The 19,664-nt window shown below is 63.3% G+C and carries 17 protein-coding genes; 2 read left to right on the forward strand and 15 right to left on the reverse strand.

All coding sequences use genetic code 11. The annotated features are described in order from the left end of the window. Positions 1-213 precede the first annotated feature (213 nt). Entirely contained in the window at positions 214-1,101 is an 888-nt protein-coding gene (locus SFHG_RS09515; RefSeq protein ID WP_042436862.1) for a LysR family transcriptional regulator, read from the forward strand. A 181-nt stretch (positions 1,102-1,282) separates the two neighbouring features. On the opposite strand, the gene SFHG_RS09520 is transcribed toward SFHG_RS09515, so the two are convergent. The 11 genes from SFHG_RS09520 to SFHG_RS09570 form a co-directional block, all read right to left on the reverse strand. After that, entirely contained in the window at positions 1,283-3,052 is a 1,770-nt protein-coding gene (locus tag SFHG_RS09520) for a proline--tRNA ligase (protein WP_042436863.1), read from the reverse strand. Continuing rightward, on the reverse strand, positions 3,053-4,108 hold the full coding sequence (ispG, locus tag SFHG_RS09525) for a flavodoxin-dependent (E)-4-hydroxy-3-methylbut-2-enyl-diphosphate synthase (RefSeq protein ID WP_042436984.1): 1,056 nt from the start codon (positions 4,106-4,108) through the stop codon (positions 3,053-3,055). A gap of 210 nt (positions 4,109-4,318) precedes the next feature. Next, positions 4,319-5,437 (reverse strand): site-2 protease family protein, encoded by a 1,119-nt coding sequence (locus tag SFHG_RS09530; RefSeq protein ID WP_202898174.1) that lies wholly within the window; start codon positions 5,435-5,437, stop codon positions 4,319-4,321. Positions 5,438-5,608: 171 nt separating this feature from the next. Next, the gene (gene dxr / locus SFHG_RS09535; protein ID WP_042436869.1) at positions 5,609-6,823 is read right to left on the reverse strand and encodes a 1-deoxy-D-xylulose-5-phosphate reductoisomerase; all 1,215 of its coding nucleotides are present in this window, start codon (positions 6,821-6,823) and stop codon (positions 5,609-5,611) included. A gap of 65 nt (positions 6,824-6,888) precedes the next feature. Further along, positions 6,889-7,815, reverse strand: a complete 927-nt coding sequence (locus tag SFHG_RS09540) for a phosphatidate cytidylyltransferase (protein ID WP_042436871.1) — start codon at positions 7,813-7,815, stop codon at positions 6,889-6,891. Then, positions 7,816-8,598: an isoprenyl transferase gene (locus SFHG_RS09545; RefSeq protein WP_042436874.1), complete on the reverse strand. Its 783-nt coding sequence runs from the start codon at positions 8,596-8,598 to the stop codon at positions 7,816-7,818. A 277-nt stretch (positions 8,599-8,875) separates the two neighbouring features. Continuing rightward, positions 8,876-9,418, reverse strand: a complete 543-nt coding sequence (gene frr, locus SFHG_RS09550) for a ribosome recycling factor (protein WP_220241214.1) — start codon at positions 9,416-9,418, stop codon at positions 8,876-8,878. A gap of 69 nt (positions 9,419-9,487) precedes the next feature. Continuing rightward, positions 9,488-10,204: a UMP kinase gene (pyrH, locus tag SFHG_RS09555; RefSeq protein WP_042436881.1), complete on the reverse strand. Its 717-nt coding sequence runs from the start codon at positions 10,202-10,204 to the stop codon at positions 9,488-9,490. A 122-nt stretch (positions 10,205-10,326) separates the two neighbouring features. Continuing rightward, positions 10,327-11,739 carry an L-cystine transporter gene (locus SFHG_RS09560; RefSeq protein ID WP_042436883.1) on the reverse strand — a complete coding sequence of 471 codons (1,413 nt, stop codon included), beginning with the start codon at positions 11,737-11,739 and terminating at the stop codon, positions 10,327-10,329. Positions 11,740-12,173: 434 nt separating this feature from the next. After that, positions 12,174-13,598, reverse strand: coding sequence for a S1C family serine protease (locus tag SFHG_RS09565; RefSeq protein WP_042436885.1), 1,425 nt, complete (start codon positions 13,596-13,598; stop codon positions 12,174-12,176). A 364-nt stretch (positions 13,599-13,962) separates the two neighbouring features. Then, positions 13,963-14,472 (reverse strand): prolyl-tRNA synthetase associated domain-containing protein, encoded by a 510-nt coding sequence (locus SFHG_RS09570; RefSeq protein WP_202898175.1) that lies wholly within the window; start codon positions 14,470-14,472, stop codon positions 13,963-13,965. 207 nt (positions 14,473-14,679) lie between these two features. Here SFHG_RS09570 and SFHG_RS09575 point away from each other — a divergent pair, with 207 nt between their 5' ends. Beyond that, positions 14,680-15,522, forward strand: coding sequence for a protein-ADP-ribose hydrolase (locus tag SFHG_RS09575; RefSeq protein ID WP_042436888.1), 843 nt, complete (start codon positions 14,680-14,682; stop codon positions 15,520-15,522). Positions 15,523-15,563: 41 nt separating this feature from the next. Here the strand turns inward: SFHG_RS09575 and SFHG_RS09580 are convergent, their stop codons facing one another. The 4 genes from SFHG_RS09580 to SFHG_RS09595 all read right to left on the reverse strand — a co-directional run bounded on the left by SFHG_RS09580 (position 15,564) and on the right by SFHG_RS09595 (position 18,809). Then, positions 15,564-16,331 carry an energy-coupling factor transporter transmembrane component T family protein gene (locus SFHG_RS09580; RefSeq protein WP_042436890.1) on the reverse strand — a complete coding sequence of 256 codons (768 nt, stop codon included), beginning with the start codon at positions 16,329-16,331 and terminating at the stop codon, positions 15,564-15,566. Continuing rightward, positions 16,328-17,176, reverse strand: a complete 849-nt coding sequence (locus SFHG_RS09585; RefSeq protein ID WP_042436893.1) for an energy-coupling factor ABC transporter ATP-binding protein — start codon at positions 17,174-17,176, stop codon at positions 16,328-16,330. Before SFHG_RS09585 ends, SFHG_RS09580 begins: the two co-directional genes overlap by 4 nt. After that, positions 17,173-18,030: an energy-coupling factor ABC transporter ATP-binding protein gene (locus SFHG_RS09590; RefSeq protein ID WP_042436896.1), complete on the reverse strand. Its 858-nt coding sequence runs from the start codon at positions 18,028-18,030 to the stop codon at positions 17,173-17,175. Before SFHG_RS09590 ends, SFHG_RS09585 begins: the two co-directional genes overlap by 4 nt. Before the next feature lie 191 nt (positions 18,031-18,221). Continuing rightward, complete coding sequence (locus SFHG_RS09595; RefSeq protein ID WP_202898176.1) at positions 18,222-18,809, reverse strand: tryptophan transporter; 588 nt, start codon at positions 18,807-18,809, stop codon at positions 18,222-18,224. Between the last annotated feature and the right edge of the window lie 855 nt (positions 18,810-19,664).

Raw genomic sequence — 19,664 nt, forward strand, 5'->3', positions numbered from 1 at the left:
CGCAAACAGGAGCTTCACGGCCTTCCCCCTTGCCTTGCCGGATTCAGCAGATGCCCTTACGGCTACAATGCTCAATTGCTGGGGGGCCTCCCCCATGCGCTTATCGTGCCAACTTGCCGGGCTCGCACGTGCGGATAACCCGTCCGCATCGTCGCGGCGCGAGACCATCGCCGCCGCAAGCGAAAACCGCTGCATCCCACAAAGGAGCATCATATGGTGAACCCGAAATATAAGGCCCTGCTGCGCGTTGCCGAAACCGGCAGCTTCACGCAAGCGGCGAACGATCTTGGCTACTCGCAATCAGGCATCAGCGGCATGATATCTTCCTTGGAAAAGGAGATGGGCGTGCAATTGGTCGTACGTGATTACGGGGAAGCCCACCTGTCAGCCGAAGGCGAGGACCTGCTGCCGTGGATTTCCAACGTTTGCAACGGCGAACGGCAGCTCGCAAGCAGGATAGCCGAGCTGAGGCGCCTGGAGCGCGGCGCGGTGCGCGTAGCCGCGCCCACCAGCATCTCCACCCATTGGTTTCCTGGCATGGTGAAGGTTTTCGAACGGAAATACCCCGGCGTAGAGCTGCACCTGATGTGCATCGACGATGAAGCGGAACTTGAGCGCGCCCTATGGCACGGAGATGCCGATTGCGGGTTTTTGGTCGCACCCGCAAAACGAGCGCTTAAAGCCATCCCCCTGCATGACGACCCGATCATGGTGCTGCTGCCGCCAGACCATGCGCTCGCACACGCCGACCACGTTCCTGCGCGAACGCTTGCCGAGGAGCCTTTCATCCAACCGCGAAGCAGATCGATGCAGGAAGCGGAAGCGCTGCTGCGCAACAGCGGGGTGAAGCCGCGCGTGCGTTTCGCCGTCGATAGCGACTACAACGTCATGAACATGGTGAGCAAAGGGCTAGGTTTCAGCATATTGCCAGGATTGCTGCTTGAAGATACCGTGCTCCCCTTGGCCGTGCTCCCGCCGCATCTGGAGATGCGGCGGGAGATATCCATCGCCATGCGATCTGCGGACACCTCCTCGGCCGCCACGCGGGCGTTCGTGCAGACCGCGCGCACATGGGTGGCGCAGCGCTACGAGCAACGATAAGGGCGAAGAGACGGTCGCCCAGCCGCGAACCACCTCGATCGCCGCGGGCGCGGCAACCCGCCGAACGCAGGCCTCCCCCGAACAACCGCAGGCGCGGCAACCCACCGGACGCAGGCCCCCAAATAACCGAAACGGGCCCGGCACATGCCGGGCCCGTGAGGGATACGCGCTCGCGAAAGCGCTATTCGACCTTCCCGGCGAACAGGCCGGCGAAGGCGTTCAGGTTGTTGCCCCAACGGCGCTGCGCGCCCTTGGCGAAGGTCAGCGCCTCGGAGAGCGCCTCCAGCGAGATATCGCGACGCTCGCCGGTAGCGCGGCGCTTGATCTCGACCTTGCCCTCGGCAAGGCCGCGCTTGCCCATGACGATCTGCAGCGGCCAGCCCATCAGGTCGGCCTCGGCGAACTTAACGCCCGCGCGCTCCTTGCGGTCATCGATGACCACTTCCAGGCCCAGGCCCGCCAGCTCCTCGGCCAGCTTCTCGGCAGCAGGCTGCACCAGGTCGTCGCCGGTGGCGAGCGGCAGGATGCACACGTGCGCCGGAGCCACGGACATCGGCCAGATCATGCCGTTCTCGTCGTTATGCTGCTCGATGATGGCGGCCAGGGTACGGGACACGCCCACGCCGTAGCAACCCATGATGAACGGCTGCTCCTTGCCGTCCTTGTTCATGAAGGTGGCGTTCATGGCACGAGAGTACTTGTCGCCGAGCTGGAACACCTGCGCGACCTCGATGCCGCGCGCGCCCTTGAGCTCCATGCCGCACTTCGGGCAGCAGTCGCCGGGCTTGACGGTGATGATATCGGCCCACTGGTCGACCTTGAAGTCCTTGCCAAGCTGCGCGCCCACGTAGTGATACCCGTCCTCGTTTGCGCCGACGACCCACTTCGGCACCGCCTTCAAGCTGTTTGCCGCGATGACGAAGGCGTCCTCGGGCAGGCCGACCGGGCCCATGGAGCCCTTGTGCAGGCCGTAGGATTCCATATCCTCATCGGTGAGGATGGTGAAGCCGCCGGCGGCGCGGGCCGCCTTCTCCTCGTTCACCTCATGGTCGCCGGGGACGAACAGCACGACGAGCTTGCCCTCGTCGTTCTTACCGGAGAGCGCCTTGACCGTGGAGGATTCCGGGATGCCCAGGAACTCGGCGAGCTCGGCGATGGTGTGCACGCCGGGCGTGGCCACCTTCTCCATCTCGGGCACATCGTAGACCGTGGGGCGAGCCAGGCCCTCGCCCACCTCGTCGCTTGCGGCGTAACCGCAATCGCAATACACGAGCGCGGACTCGCCGGCCTCGGCAAGCGCATGGAACTCGCAGGTGACCGCGCCGCCGATCTGCCCGGCATCTGCCTGCACGGGGCGGAACTCAAGGCCGCAACGCGCGCAGATGCGCTCATAGGCCGCGTACATCCTGTCGTATTCCTCCTGCAGCGACTCCTGCGTGTCATGGAAGCTGTAGCCGTCCTTCATGACGAACTCGCGGCTGCGTAGCAGGCCGAAGCGCGGGCGGATCTCGTCGCGGAACTTCGTCTGGATCTGGTACATGTTCAGCGGCAGCTGCTTGTAGGAGCGCAGCTCGGCGCGCACGAGCGCGGTGATGAGCTCCTCATGGGTGGGGCCGAGGCAGAACTCATGGTCGTGACGGTCGTTGAGGCGCATGCGCTCGGGGCCGTATGCGTCGGCGCGGCCGGATTCCTGCCACAGTTCCTCGGGCTGGAGCATGGGCATGCGGATCTCCTGGGCGCCGCATGCGTCCATCTCCTCGCGCACGATGTTCTCGATCTTGGTCAGCACGCGCTTGCCCAGGGGCAAAAACGTGTAAATGCCGGCAGCGGTCTTGCGGATGAAGCCGGCGCGCAGCAGCAGCTTATGGCTGGCAATCTCGGCATCGGTGGGGTCTTCCTTGAGCGTGGGAGCATACAGGGCGCTCATGCGCGTGATGTTGGCGTTGTTCATTTACAGGTCCTTTATCTCTTCCAGTAAAGCGTCGACGATGGCGCCTTCTTCCACTTTTCGAACGGTTTGGCCGTGGCGGAACACCACGCCCACGCCCTTGCCGCAGGCCACGCCGATATCGGCATCGGCAGCCTCACCCGGGCCGTTGACGACACAGCCCATGACGGCCACCTTCACCGGCTTGTCCAGGCAGGCGATGCGCCGCTCCACTTCCTGAGCCAGCCCGATCAGATCGACCTGGCACCTTCCGCACGTAGGGCAGCTAATCAGCTCGGGGTTGCGGCGGCGCAGGTCGAGCGCGCCGAGCAGCGCCCAGCAGGCGCGCATTTCCGTGACCGGGTCGTCGGTGAGCGAGATGCGCATGGTGTCGCCGATGCCCTGCTCGAGCAGGATACCCAGGCCGGAGGCGCTTTTGATGACGCCTTGGAACGTGGTGCCCGCCTCGGTGACACCGATGTGCAGCGGGATATGCGGGATTTCGCGTGCCAGTTGGCGGTACGTGCGCACCGTGGTCATGACATCGTGGGCCTTTGCGCTGACCACCAGGTCGTGAAAACCGCGCCCTTCGCAGTATTCCACATACTGGCGCGCGGAGGCAGCCAGCTTCTCGGGAAGCGAAAGATCGTTGCGTTCGGCCAGCGCCTGGTCGAGCGAGCCGGCGTTCACGCCGATGCGGATGGGGATGCCTGCCTGCCCGGCCGCGTCGAGCACGGCATCGGTTTTCGCCAAGCCGCCGATGTTGCCGGGATTGATGCGCAGCTTCGCCGCGCCGCGGCGCGCCGCCTCGATGGCGATGGTCGCATCGAAGTGCACGTCGGCCACGACGGGCAAAGGCGATTCCTCGCACACGGCCTGGAACGTGTCCAGGCAGCTGCGGCGCGGGATGGCCATGCGCACGACCTCGCAGCCGGCATCGGCCAGCTGCTGGATCTGCGCAAGGTTGGCTTGCGCGTCATCGGCCGGGGCGTTGAGCATGGACTGCACCACCACGGGAGCGCCACCGCCAAGCGCCACGTTACCCACGTGCACCTGGCGCGTTTTCTGATTGGGACGCATAGCGTCCTGCGGCAACGGGCAAGCCGCGGCCCCCGAAGGAGCCGCGGCGCACGCGTTGCCCATGTTCTCATTAGTTTCCATAGCGGCTATTCTACCAGCGTAGCGCCTCTCGTTGGCGAAACGTATACAAGCAACAGGCGAAGAAAAAGCCGGCAAGGGGACGAGCACCCTGCCGGCTTATGCGATACATGGGATGGGAGCGCGGTCCCCCTATTGCCCAAAGAACGTCCCCGAGATGATGCGCTGCACATCTTGATTGACCATGACCAGGAAAAACATGAGGAACAAGGCCATGCCGGCGGCGCTCATGGCGTTCATGGCGCGCATGGAGACCACCTTGTTCGACAGCTTCTGGAACACCTCGATGACGAAGCGGCCGCCATCGAGCGGCGGGATGGGCAGCAGGTTCATGATGCCCAGCGACACCGAGATCATGGCCATGAACTGCATGAACGGCACCAAGCCTGCATCGGCGAACTGCTTCGACATCACGGCGATGCCCACCACCGAAGACGAATCGGACACCGTTTGCGCCGCCGTTGCCGGATTGAACAGGCCCGCAACCGCCTGCACGACCATGCCGATATACGTGAAGCCCGCCACGATGGCGCGGCCTGGGTCCACCGTCATGTGCGTCACCTCGCCCGATTGCATCCGCACATCGAAGCCGATGACGCTGAACAGCACCACGAACACCAGCATGGCGAACAGCAGGTTGACCGCGATGCCGGCCAGCAGGATGACCGAGCGCTTCCAAAACGGCAGGCTGCGGTATTGCTGTCGATATTCGCTCTCGAACAGCGCGTGGGCATCCTCGACCGGGCGCGCCTGCCCCTCGGCATAGTGCTCCGGCGCGGGCTTGCCTGCTTCAAGCGCCACGCGCATCTGCTTCTTGGATGGGATGACCTCTGCGGCGCGATACGTGTTGTACTCGTCCTTCTTCGTGGGACCGGTGCAGCTTCCCCAGTCCACCAGCTCATCGAGCGCCTTGAGCGCATCCTCATCGGGAATGCCGCAATCGCGGGCTATATCCTCCATGTTCGCCGTACCCCGACGGTACAGCGCCGCCAGCACCGGCTCCAGATGCGGGCTCATCTCGCCCGGCTCCATGCCGCACACGCGTGCATAACCGCCCAGCAAAATGGGCGTGACGCCGAACTTCGTACCCCATTTCTTGAAGCCGATGTTGGGGCCCGGCATGCCCAGCATGAACTCGGTGACGCGCACGCCGAAGGCGCGCGACGCCAGATAGTGGCCGCCTTCGTGGATGACTACCAAGATGCCCAGCACGATGGTGCAGTACAAGATCATGAGGATGACGTTCAACAACGGGCTCCTTGCCTTAGCTGCGGACATACGACGAAACGGGACTTCGCTTGACGGCCCCGCGCGTTGGAATCCGTCTCATTATAAAAAGAGGTTCCGCCCCGTTACCGAAGCGGAACCATAACCACACGATGCACGCGATTGGAAATAGGCATGGAAGCCTGAGAGCGAACCCTAGCGCACGGACTTGCGGGCGGTTTCGCGAGCCCACGCGTCAAGCGCCTGCAGCTGCTCGAGGCTTTCCACCTTCTGCACACCCTCGCGCTCGTGCGCGTCCATGACGGCCTCCACGCACTCGGCAATACCCAGGTAGCTGCCCTGCTCCGCCAAAAACGCCGCCACCGCCACCTCGTTGGCGGCGTTCATGACGCACGGCAGCGTTCCGCCAACGCCGCCGGCGTGGCGAGCAAGTTCCAGGCAACGGAACGTGTCGGTGTCGGCCGGGGCGAACTCCAGGCTTCCCAGTTTGGTGAAATCCAAAGGCTTGACGGGCGCCTCCCAACGCTGCGGGTAACTAAGCGCGAACTGGATGGGAATGCGCATATCGGTGGTGCCCAGGTGAGCCTTCACGCTGCCATCGGTGAACTCCACCATGGAGTGGATGGCGCTTTGCGGCTGGACCACCACGCTGATCTTGTCGTAGGGCATGTTGAACAGATGATGCGCTTCGATGACCTCTAAGCCCTTGTTCATAAGCGTGGACGAATCGATGGAAATCTTCGCACCCATGCTCCACGTGGGATGGTTCAGCGCCTGAGCAGGGGTGATGCCCTCAAGATCGGCGCGCTTCCTGCCGCGGAACGGGCCGCCGGAGGCCGTAACCCACAAGCGGGAGACCTCTCGCTCGGATTCGCCCAGCAGGCATTGGTAAATGGCGCCATGCTCGGAGTCGATGGGCATGAGGGCGCCCGCCGGGCCCACCGCGGGGGCCGTGCCCGCCGTGCGACGCTGCGCATCCACCTGCGCCGCCAGCGGCATGATCAGATCGCCGCCCACCACCAGGCTTTCCTTATTCGCCAATGCAAGGACCTTGCCCGCACGCAGCGTTTCGTAGCTTGCGCGCAAACCGGCGGCGCCTACCAGCGCGTTGACCACCACGTCCGCCTCGGGCAGACGCACCAGGTCCACCACAGCGTCCATGCCGAAACCCCACACGCCTTGGGCGCCGGCCTGCTCGCGCACCTCGGACGCGATCGCCTGGTCGGCCAGGCGCTCATCGCCCACGGCAAGGTTGCGCACGTTATGGGCGCGCGCCTGCGCAAGCATATCGCCTACGCGCGTGTTCACCGCCAAGCCGACGATCTCCAGCTCGTCGGAATGCTGCCGAACCACGTCGACCGTTTGCGTCCCGATGGAGCCCGTAGAGCCGAGAACAACGATGCGTTTCATGAAAGCCTCCGATCATCTGCGAATACAACTCGAGCCAACGCCGCAAGAACGTTGGCTCGTTCGATTTACCAGCTAAAGGGGATGCACCCGCCCGCCACCAACAAGATGGCAGAGGCGACCGCCACTAAAAACAGGCTGTCGCAACGGTCGAGCAGGCCGCCATGGCCCGGCAGCAGCTTGCCGGAATCCTTGAAGCCCACGTTGCGCTTGATGCGGCTTTCAGCCAAATCGCCGAGCACGCCGCACAGGCCGCTGATCACGCCGAACGCCATTGCCACGGGAATGCCCAGGTTCAGCCCGGGGATAAGCGTGAACAGGCACCAGAACAACGCCGACCCAACCAAGCCCGCGAAAAAGCCCTCCCAGCTTTTCTTCGGCGACACGCGCGGCGCCAGCTTATGCTTGCCGAACTTGCTGCCGACCAGGTAGGCGAAAGAGTCGTTCGCCCACACGCTGAAGAAGATGCCGAGCACCAGCACGCCGCCCCACGGATGCGGCAGCGCCTGGCGAACCACCACCAAGCCGGAAAGCAGCATGCCGCAATACGCTGCGCCGAAGAAGCTGACGCCCACATCGGGGATACGCGCGCGCATCCAGAACACGTACCACACGATAAGCGCCAGCAACAGCACGAGACTGACCATAAGCGCGCCCGACAACCCGAAGAAGTGCACGCTGAGCGGATAGAGCGCCGCCGCCACGATGCCGAGCATCTCGTTGGGCAGCTTCGCATCGGCGCGCAGCATGTAGTAGAACTCCCCCGCGCATACCGCAGCGGTGGCGGACAGCAAGGCCAGCGTGGTCCATTCGCTTGCAAGGATGCACAGCACGGACACCGTGACGTATATGAACCCAGTGCGGAAACGAACCTGCAGGTCAGAAGCGTTCTTGAACTTCTGCGGCGTTTTCCGGTACGCAAAATCCTTCAAGCGCTCGCCGCGCGAGCGATCTTCCGCGCACCGCTGCTCGCCGCCTTGCAGATCCTCGGACATTTATTTCACCGCCCCGAAGCGCCTATCTCGGGATTGGAACTCCAGCAGACAGCGCAATAACTCGTAGCGGTCGAAATCGGGCCAGAGCACGTCGGTTGCCACGAACTCGGAATAGGCGACCTGCCACAGCAGGTAGTTCGACAGGCGCATCTCGCCAGACGTGCGGATGACCACTTCGGGGTCGGGGATGTCGGCCGTATACAGCCCCTGGGCGAACTCGGCCTCCGTCAGCGGCGCGGTGGGGTCGCCGCCCTCGGCCGCCGTTGCCAGCGCACGGCGCACGCACGCCTCGGCAGCATGCAGAATCTCCTGCCGCGAGCCGTAGTTCACCGCAACGACCAAGGTCATGCCCGTGTTGTCGCGCGTTTTCAGCCACGCCTTCTCGAAGGCCTCGCGCGTTTCGTCGGGCAGGGCCGAAAGGTCGCCGATGGTGCGCACGCGCACGTTCTCCTCATGCAGGCCATCGACCTCCGCCAGCATGGTCTTGGCGAACAGGTCCATCAAACCCACGACTTCTTCCTGAGGCCGCTTCCAGTTCTCCGTGGAGAACGAATAGATGGTCAGATAACGAACGCCCAGGTCGGAGGCGCAACGAATGGTCTCACGCACCGCCTCGATGCCGGCCTTGTGGCCCTTCAGGCGATTCAGCGCGCGCTTCTTCGCCCAACGGCCGTTGCCGTCCATGATGACGGCGACATGCTCGGGGATCGCCCGCGGGTCGAGGGCAGCGGGGTCCAGGCCCTTGGGCGGATTCGGGAATATGTAATCAAGCGTCTTGTTCATGGGCAGCCTCTTACATAAGGGAAAAGCCAACCGGCGGGGAAACCGCCGGCTGGCACTAGGGAACGCTCATAAGAGCCGGATGACGCAACCCGGTTGCGAACCAGGGTTGCGAGGAGATCGGAGATGCGCTGGGCGATAGCAGGGGCCGCTCCCCCACCGTCGGCCCGGCTGCGCAGACAGGCAGCAGCCAGCCGCACCCATGCAAGCCATGAGCACGCGACGCACCGGGGCGCCCGCAGCTCCGAGCAACGGATTCGCCGGCAGGCGAACGTCGCTTCTAGATCTCCATGACCTCGGCTTCCTTCTTCTTGAACACCGCGTCGACTTCGGCGACGTACTTGTCGGTGAGCTTCTGGATCTCGGCCTCGGCGCGACGCTGCTCGTCCTCGGGAAGGTTGTCTTCCTTGACGGACTTGGCGACATGGCTGTTACCGTCGCGACGGGCGTTGCGGATGGCCACGCGGGCCTCCTCGGCGTACTCCTTGCACTGCTTCACCAGCTCGCGGCGGCGATCCTCGGTGAGCGCAGGGAACGGCAGGCGGATGACCGAGCCGTCGTTGTTCGGCGTGACGCCCAGGTCGCTTTCCATGATGGCGTGCTCGATGGCGCCCAGGACGCCCTTGTCCCAAGGCTCGATGACCAGCATGTGCGCGTCAGGCGTTTTCACGCCGGCCATCTGGTTGATGGGCGTGGGAACGCCGTAGTAGTCCACCTTGATGCGGTCGAGCACCATGGCGTTGGCGCGGCCCGTGCGAACGGTGCCGAAGGCGTTGTGCAGGCCGTTCACGGCGCGCTGCATCTTCTCCTCGGTTTCAAGCATGATCTCGTCGATCATTTCGGTTCCTTTCCCTTGAGCGCCCGCCCTGCCCGGGCGACGCGGAAGACGTTACTACTCTACGGTGGTGCCCACGTCCTCGCCCTTCAACGCACGGGCGATGTTGCCCTGCACCGTCAGGTCGAACACGATCATGGGGACCTTGTTGTCCATGCACAGGCTGGTGGCCGTGGAGTCCATGACGTTGAGACCCTGCGAGAGAACCTCCATGTAGCTGATGCGGTCGTAGCGCTTCGCATCGGGGTTCTTCACGGGGTCGGAATCGTAGACGCCGTCGACCTTCGTGGCCTTCATGAGCACGTCAACGTCCAGCTCGCAGGCGCGCAGCGCCGCGGTGGTGTCGGTGGTGAAGTAGGGATTGCCCGTGCCGGCGGCCAGAATGACCACGCGGCCCTTCTCCATGTGGCGGATGGCGCGGCGACGGATGTAGGGCTCGGACACTTCCTGCATGTTGATGGCGCTTTGCACGCGGCTGAAGATGCCGTGGCGCTCGAAGGCGTCCTGCAGCGCCAGCGCGTTCATGACCGTGGCCAGCATGCCGATGTAGTCCGCCTGGGCGCGGTCCATGCCATCGGTTGCACCGGAGACGCCGCGGAAGATGTTGCCGCCGCCCACCACGATGGCAAGCTGCACGCCGTCATGCACCACGTCGGCGATCTCGTCGGCCAGGGAATCGACCACCTTCGGATCGATGCCGTAGCCAAGGTCGCCTGCCAGCGCCTCGCCGGACAACTTCAGCAGCACGCGCTTATATCGGTATTCCTCGGCCATATGCAACCTCCCGGTTAAATCGTAAAGCGTTTAAGCTTCCCTATCTTACCTGAAAACGGAAACGGCCGCCCATCGGGGCGGCCGTTTCCAGGCTTTTCACGCAAAGGACAAACGAGCAGGACCTAGGCCTTCTCGATGCCGTCGGCGTTGATGACCGCGGCGGGATCGTTGTACATATCGCGATCAAGGCCGCCGGTGAAGTTGGACGACGTGACGCCGGCCACCATGGAGTCGCTGACGTTGAGAGCGGTACGGCCCATGTCGATGAGCGGCTCGACGGAGGCCATCAGGCCCACGATCTCGATGGGCAGGCCCATGGTGCCCAGCACGATGAGGCTGGCGAAGGTGGCGCCGCCGCCCACGCCGGCAACGCCGAACGAGCTGATGACAATGACGGCGATCAGACCGATGACCCACGTGGGGTCGAACACGTTGATGCCGACGGTAGGAGCGATGAGCGTTGCCATCATGGCCGGGTAGATACCCGCGCAGCCATTCTGGCCGATGGACATGCCGAAGCTTGCCGCGAAATTCGCCGTCGCCGGATCGACGCCGAGCGCCTTGGACTGCGTCTCGATGTTCATGGGAAGGGCGCCGGCGCTGGTACGGGACACGAACGCGAACGACAGCACGGGGAAGGCCTTCTTAAGATACGTCATAGGGTTGACGCGGTTGCCGGCCAGGATGAGCAGGTGCACCAGGAACATGGCGATGATGGCCACGTAGCTGAAGATGATGAACTTGCCCAGGTCGAGGATGGCGGCGTAATCGCTGGTGGCCGTGACGTTGGCGATAAGGGCGAGCACGCCGTAGGGGGTAAGACCCACGACCATTTTCACGATGCACATGACGATGCCGTACAGGCTGTCGATGAGGCTGCTGAAGAACTGCGCCTGCTCGGAATCGCGGTCGCGCAGCTTCAGGTAGGCCAGGCCCACGATGGCGGAGAAGATGACCACGGCGATGGTGGACGTGGAGCGCGTGCCGGCAAGGTCGGCGAACACGTTGACGGGGATCATGGACAGGATGGTCTGCGGGATGGTGGTATCGGCGACCTTGTCCTGACGCGTCTGCAGGGCGTCGAGTTTGGTTGCGTCGACGCTGCCCTGCGTGAAGTCTGCCCCGGCCAGGCCCGACAAGGCGATGGTCGCCCAGCCGAACAGCGCCGCGATGGCCACCGTGATCAAAAGGACGGCGAGCACCGATCCGCCGATCTTGCCCAGGTTGTCAACGGCCTTCGTGCGCGTGAACGCGCCGACGATGGCCACGAACACGAGCGGCATGACCAGCATGCGCAAAAGGTCGATGTAGCCGGTTCCCACCAGCGACATCCAGTCAAGCGCGGTGGTGGCGGCTTCGCTGCCGCGGCCCAGCGCCAACTGGATGCCCGCGCCCAGCACGATACCCAGCCCCAAGGCCGTGAACACGCGGAACGTGAAGCTTTTATCCTTCGCCTTCAGATAACGCAGCACCGCGATGAGCGCCGCGAAGATGACCAGCACGGCGAGCACCGGCCCCAATACGTCAAACGACATGTCTCTCGTCTCCCTTTTCCGTTTCGAAGCGATGCGACGGGCGGGCGAGCCACCGGGAAACGCACCCGGGAGCACTCGCCCGCCCGTCGCAGCTCCTGCTTACAGCGTGTCGTTAATTATGCGCCTACTTTACCTAGTAGTGCAATGGGCTTACTACGATATTTTCAGGCAGCCGGCTATCGGTCAAACCGCATGCGGAGCGACCCGTCCAATGGAAGGCAGCGGATTCGCCTGCCCGCTCATGAATGGTAACCGGCCACGACGGGTGCAAATGTCCGAAAAAATGGGAACGGCCCCAAAACAGGGGCCGTTCCCGCGGGAAAAGGGAAAAGGAAAGGAAAAGGGGCTTTCGGCCCCACGCGAGGCGCGCGGATCGCTCGCCTCGCGTGGGGCCGCTCGGCATTTGCCCGAGCGGCCCGTCAACACCGTAGCTGCTAAGCCGCGTCGCTCTTGCTAGAGGACCCGCTGTTGTTCAGCAGGCGATTGAGCATCTCGCTGGAGCTGCTACCGGAGTTTTGCTGCGTGGCCGCGGATTGGGACGATTCGTCGGAGCCCAGCGTGACCTCGATCTGCTTCGTTTCGCCATCTCGGTTGACCTCCAGCGTGACCTTGTCGCCGGGGTTCTTCGAACGCACGTCGAGCATCAGATCGCTTGCGGAATCAACGGAGTTGCCATCGAACTTCGTAACGATGTCGCCTTCCTCAAGACCGGCCTCGGCAGCCCCAGAGCCGCTGTTGACGGCGGAGATGTAGGCGCCGCTATCGACCTTCAGGCCATAGCGCTTCGCGTTCTGGGAGTTGACTGTGGAAAGGGACACGCCCAGCTGCGCGTGCGTGGGAGTTTTGCCCTCAATGATCTGCTGCGCGATGTTGACCGCGTAGTTCACCGGGATGGCGAAGCCGACGCCCGAGTAGTTGCCGGAATACGAGGTGATCAGCGTGTTGATGCCGATGAGCTTGCCGTTGGAATCCACCAGCGCGCCGCCGGAGTTGCCCGGGTTGATGGCCGCATCGGTCTGGATCATGTTCGGGTAGATGGTGTAGCCGCTCGACTGGGAAGACGACCCGCCGTAACTGTACCCATAGCCGTCGCTGCCGCTGCTTTCGGAGTTGCTCATGATCTGCGAACGGCTGGTGGCCGACACGATGCCGGTTGCCACGGACTGCTCAAGGCCGAACGGGCTGCCGATGGACATGACCCATTCGCCGATAGTCAGATTGTCGGAATCGCCGATCTCGACGGGGGTCAGGCCGCTGGCATTGCGCAGCTTGATGACGGCGATGTCGCTGGACTCGTCGGTACCTACTACGTCGGCGTCATACTCCTCGCCACCCACGGTGACCTTCAAGGCATCGGCGCCTGCGACCACGTGGTTGTTCGTGATGATGTAGCCGTCCTCGGAAAGCACCACGCCGCTGCCCAGGGAGCTTTCGGTGAGCGTTCCCGAGCTGGACGTGCTGCGGCCGAACATGTCGGTGGAGGCTTGCGCCGTGTACACGTCAATGGCGGCCACGGAGGGCAGGCACTTCTGCGCCACGGCCTCGGGAAGCGTGTCGTCGGTGGACTGGGCCTGGATCTCGGTGTTCGTGGACGCGCCCAGCGTAACGTTGCCGCCGGAGGGGGTCCCCGTCACATTCTGATAGACGGTGAAGCCGCCGAACGCGATAACGCAGGCAAGCGCCGCACCGGCGAACGCAGTGCCGAACGTGCGGCCGGAAGAGGTTTTGCGGGGGTCCTGGGCATCGACCACCGGCTGCGTATAAGAATGCTGATAGCCGGGCTGCTGGTAGCCCTGCGCAGGCGGGATCGGCTGCCCAGGCTGGCCGTAGCCGTTTTGGTTGTTGAACTGATCGGTCATGGCAGGCTCCTTGCTATCGGAGGCGCAGGGCCCTTATCGCCCTGCGTTTTGTTTGACAGGGCAACCTTACCACGCCGCAGCCCACCACGACGGCGCTTGCACCGTTTCGTCACCCGCATGTCACTGAATTACACCCTTTGGTGTACGGTTTGCGACCCGCAAAACGCCTAAGGGCCGCATCGGCGGCCCTTAGCTGAAAACAAGCTGAAAAAACGCGCCCGAAAAAGCAGCGGTAAGCGTCCGGGGCCGGCGCCGCCCGAAACGCAGCCAGGGGCAGGACCGACAGCTCCAGAGAGAAACAACCGGGAAACGCATCCTCGCCTGTTTCACCCACGGGGCGCAACGTTACCGCAACCGTGATAGGCTACGCCTTGGGACGCTCCATGGGAACGAAGCGATACGGCGTGCCGTGCGCATCGAACAAGGCCAGCACATCGGCAAGCGGCACATGCAACGTTGCCGTGTTCTCGTTGGGATGGATGCCCAGCCCCTTATAACCGCGCAGCTCCTCGTCGAGCACCACCTGCACGCGACGCTCGTCATCATTGAGCACGCCCAACGGCGACACGGCGCCGGCGCGCAACCCAAGGATGGCCTCGAGGTCGTCGCCGGAGGCGAAGCGCAGCGGACGGCTTTCCAGCGTCGCACGCAGCGCCTTCAGATTCGCCGGCTTATCCTCTGGCATCACTACCAAATAATAGGCTCGCTTCTTGTCGTCGCGCAGGAACAGGTTCTTCACCACTTCCGCAGCGAACGGCAGGTCGAGCTGCTCCATCCCCTCCATGGTGAACACGGGTTCGTGCTCGACTTTCTGATAGGAAACCCCCTGCTCATCGAGGTATTGCAGCACCTCGTCCTTTCCCATAGCCACCATAACGGACCCCTTTCGCGCCATCCCCTTTACGAACCGCACCCACACCGAAAACGCCGATGCGCCGGCACGAGCACGCGGTATCTCGAACCTTGCGCTATTCTATCCAGCAAGAATCGATATGCCCAGACGGCGGACGGCGAGGCGCCCAGGCGCGCCGCCAACGGCCGCCTGGCAAAACGGCAACGCGGGCAAGGAGATGCGAACCCCATGATGCAATTGGTAAAGGATATGGCCTTCCTGGTAAATCATCTGATGGACGAACGGGGCGCGGGGAGCAAGCATGTTGAGCCGCAAGAGGACCCGCGCTGGTTCATGGAGCAGTGGGAGCAGTTCCGCGCGCTGGTGAACACGCGCGAGCCGAAGCCTGCTTCGCCGGAGTTCCTGAAGGTGCAGGACCGCGTGCTCCAGCTTATGGTTGCCGAACCGGGCATCACCGAAGCCGATGAGCTTGCGCGCATCGACTCCGACCCGCGTCTGAGCATCTGGCGCGGGGACATCACCGCCCTGCGCTGCGACGTCATCGTCAACGCCGCGAACAGCGCGCTTCTAGGCTGCTGGATCCCCGGGCATCTGTGCATCGACAACGCCATCCACACCTTCGCCGGCGTGCAGCTGCGCCTGAAGTGCGCGCAGATCATGCGAGAGCAAGGCTACGAGGAGCCCGTCGGCCGTGCGAAGGTCACGCCCGCCTATAACCTCCCTTCGCATAACATCATCCACACGGTCGGCCCCATGACGAAAGGAAAACCGACGCTTGAACAGCGCAAACAGCTGACGCAATGCTATATCAGCTGTCTGGATGCGGCATGTGCGGCGAAGGCGAAGTCGGTGGCGTTCTGCTGCATCTCCACCGGCGTGTTCGGATTCCCGCAGCAAGAGGGCGCACAGATCGCCGTGCAAGCGGTGAAGGCATGGCTGGACTCCCGCGCCGCCGACGAGCCCGGCGCCGACATGCACGTCATCTTCGACGTGTACACCGAGCAGGACGAGAACCTCTACCGCGCGATCCTCGGCAAAGACGAGAAGCCCGCGAACGACGCGGAGGAGTAGCCCCCTCCGCCATCGCCTTACACGCCCCGCGAAGCAACAGGCTATAGCAGCACGTTCAACGCAACAGCCGCCGCCGCGATCGTAGCGGCCGCGACAAGCGCCGCGAAGTCGATGCCTGCGAACGGGTACTCCTTGAAGCCGCTTTCCCGAGTGCGCAGGTTGAAGCCTCGCACCTCGGCGGCGATGGCGGCGCTGTTGGTCTTGCGCACCGACGACACCAGCAGCGGGACGCACAACGGCATCATCAGGCGGATCTTCTTCAAGAAGCCGCCGTCGAACTCCACACCGCGGGCGGTCTGAGCCTCCATGATGCCCGCCATATCGTTCATGAACACGGGGATGAAATGCACGGTGGACATGAACGTGAACGCATACTTATATGATACGTGGAGCACCTTGACCAACGCATTCGCCATATCGGTGAGCTTGGTTACGTAGAACACCAGGAACAGCGGCACCGCGCACGCCACCAGCCGCACCACGATGAGCACGGCCGCGGCCACGCTCTCCGTGCCGATGTAACCCCACGGCAGTTGTGCCAGCACATCGCCTTGCGGTGTGAACAGCAGCGCGATCAGCGCCAAAACCAGGGAGAACAGCGCCACGGCCTTCGCCAGACCCAACGTTTGCGAAACCATCTTGCACTGCACGGCGAGCACTGCGTCAAGCACGATCACAAGCGCCAGCAACGCAAGGTTGCTGGTAGCGAAACAGGCGATCACCAGCAGAAATGCCGCCGCCAGTTTCGCTACCGGGTTCATGCGGTGCAGCAAGCTGTCGCCCGGCACGTATTCCAGGAAGCCCTTCATCGCACACCCGTCCTTTCGCAAGCGCCCGCCGCAGCGGCAAGCGCATCGGTCATCTCATCAAGCGTATCAGCCAGCGCCACCGGCGATGCCGCCGCCACAGCGCCGTCCTCGACCAAGCGCAGCGACACGTCCACCACCTGCGGCGGCAGCAGATGCGTGCGCGCCAGCACGTCGCGGTCGCGCAGCACGGCGAAGGTTTCGCCATCGGCGACCACCTGACCTGCGGTCATAGCGATCACCCGCTTTGCGTAGTCGGCCACCACCTCCATGTCATGGCACACCATGATCACCGTGGTGCCGCGGGCGTTCAGCTCGGCGATGACGTCCATCACCTTGGCGCACTCGCGGAAATCAAGGCCGGTGGTCGGCTCGTCGAGCACCACCACGGGCGGCTCCATCACGATGATCGACGCCAGCGCCAGCAGCTGGCGCGTGCCGCGGTTGAGCAGGAACGGCTCGGCGTCGCCGTCGAACCCGAACCGCTCGATCATCGCATCCACCTTCGCCTCGGCCTCGGCATCTGCGCGCCCTTGCGCGCGGAAGCCGAACAGCAGCTCCTCGCGCACGGTGGAGCAGCAGATCTGGCGATCGGGGTTTTGAAACAGGAAGCCCACCTTCGCGGCAAGCTGGCTGGTGCGCAGCTGCGTGGTGGGCACGCCATCGATGAGGACCTGGCCCGACGACGGCTTCAACAAGCCGTTGACCAGGCGCATTGTCGTGGATTTGCCCGCACCGTTCGTACCCACGAACGCGACGAAATCGCCGTCGGGGATACGGAAGCTCACATCGCGCAAGATCGGCAGCTCGCCATCGTATGATGCGCTCACGTTCTCGAACTCGATCATGCCGAAACCCCTTTCCCGCTTAAAACCTGCTTGCACGCCCTGACCGCCTCGTCGACGTTGCGCGCCGCCGGCGCGTCCACCAGACCCCGCGCACGCAAGCGGTTCACCAAGCTGGTGGAGCGCGGGCAGTTCACGCCGATCTCCAGCAGCTCGTCGGAATGCTCGAGCACCTCGGAGGGCGTTCCTTGGAAGCGGACCTTGCCGCCGTCCACGATAAGCAGCATGTCGGCGAAATCGGACAGCAGCGCGATCTTCTGCTCCACCACGATGACCGTGGTGCCGTTTTCCCGGGCATAGCGCGCCAGCAACTCGAACACGGCAAGCGATGACGCCGGATCCAGCTCGGCCGTCGGCTCGTCAAGCACCAGCACACGCGGCTTCAGCGCGATGACCGATGCCACCGCCACCTTCTGCTTTTGCCCGCCGGAAAGCTCGGCGATACCGCGATGGCGCAGATCGGAAATTCCCATGGCATCCAGCGCCTCGGCGATACGGCCCTCCACCTGGTCTTTCGGCACGCCGAAGTTCTCAAGGCCGTATAGCACCTCGTCCTCGACCACTGACGACACCATCTGCGAGTCGATGTCCTGGCACACGCTGCCGACCAGGCGGCTGATGTCGGTCAAGGACGCCTCGCACGTGTCCAGCCCGTCGATGGTCACGCTGCCGTAGAAGTCGCCGGGATAGCAGTGCGGGATGATGCCGTTGAACGCATACGTGAGCGTGGATTTCCCACTGCCCGCGGCGCCGGTGATACCAACGAACGAGCCATCGGGGATGGTCAGGTCGATGCCCTGCAGGATGGGCTCGGCCCCTTCTCTATAGCGAAACGACAATTGCGAGATCTCGATCATGGGATATTTCCCTTCTTAGCGATGGGTTCTCGGAAGATGATCAGGCGGTTTGCGCGGAGGCCGACGATGTCGAAGCGATGCGCCGGATTCACTGAAACAGGCGAGTATCCAGCGATGCAGGCGAAAGCGAAGGCTGCGCCGCAGCCGGTCGCGATGGCGGGCGATCCGGCTGCCAGCAGGCGCTTGAACGGTTATCGCTTCAGGACGGCACGCAGAACCGGGGTCAGGATGGCTGCCAGCACGGCGTTCATGGTTGCCGTGCCGAGCACCATGACGGCATACACGCCGAACACCGCCAGCGGCTCAAGATGCGCAACGGCGACGCCCACGATCATGGCGAACGTGTAACCGGAGACGATGGTGGACAGGAACGTGATGATCACAGGGGCGACGACGTTCTGGAAACCTTTGTTATCGGCAGCCACCTTCGCAAGCGCGGTGACCAGCAAGCCGCACGCCAAAGCGCCCAACATCTCGGAGGCGATGTTCACCAGCGGCGTGGCGTTCAGCATGGGAAGCTGGCTGACCAGGCCCACCAACAGGCCGATCACCACGGCTTGATACACTTTCGGTCGCGTGAGGATGATTGCCAGGCAGTACATGGCGATCATGAAATTGGGCTTCATGCCCGCAAAGCTGAGGAAGCTGGAAACAGTCAGCTTGAGGACGGCGCCGGCTGCGATAAGCACGGCCACCAGGATAAGATCTTGTACGGACAGGCCCTCCTTCTTCGCGGAGATTGCCACCGTACGCTTCTGGGCTGCAACGTTCTGAGTCATGATCCTCATTCCTTTCTTGGCGGGGTTTCCGCCGGTCATCGCCCGTCCCCGGGCTTTCGGTCTGCCGGCAACGAACGCGAATGAGGAATCATCGGCTTACAGGTTTCAAGCAAAGGCCGGTTTGCAGCTATGGCGACTCGCCGCGCCCCGTGGCCCGAATAACCCGCAAAATAAAAAACGTCTGTCCTTTGAGATAAAGGACAGACGTAACATCTGCGGTGCCACCTTTACTTGACCCCCGAAGGAGCCCTCTCACGAACATGCCAACACATGTTCTGCCCTTAACGCAGGCTCACGGTCCAGATACTCAGCTGCCGACCGCCACGTGGTAACGCAGCAACCGTCAACCTTTCCCCTTTCCCTCGGCGAACCATTTACCACCCAGCATTTCTGCGGGATTCCCAGCAACACCCGCTCTCTGTGAGCGCTTATGATGGCTTGACTTTCACCTCAACGGTTTCAAGGTATTAAGTTGTGGCACGAACTATAAAAGATGCCGCAGAGATGCGCAACCCCTGTTTTTCGCGAATTAACAGCCGCGAAATATCGCCGGCAAACAGTTGGAGAAACGCCGCCGGCATTTGTGAGCAAGATTTGACACGCGCGCAAGGATTGTATGGTCTGCCGCCAGCAACTCGCACCGGGCAAGCTTCCGCGCGTTATGATTGTTGACAACACAATGGCGTCATCCGCGACGTCCCCGTTGCGCATTCGCGCTTCGGGGACGTTGTTTTCGCCTGACGCTTTCTCTATCCGAATCCGACAACGCAACGCGTTAAGCGAGCCCGAAAGCCGCCTTAGCCCCGTGCGCTCGTCGGCCGACCCGCGCGCCCTTACGGGAGAAGGACGTGCGCG

It is taken from the genome of Senegalimassilia anaerobia JC110 (assembly GCF_000236865.1).
GTDB classification, from domain to species: Bacteria; Actinomycetota; Coriobacteriia; order Coriobacteriales; family Eggerthellaceae; genus Senegalimassilia; species Senegalimassilia anaerobia.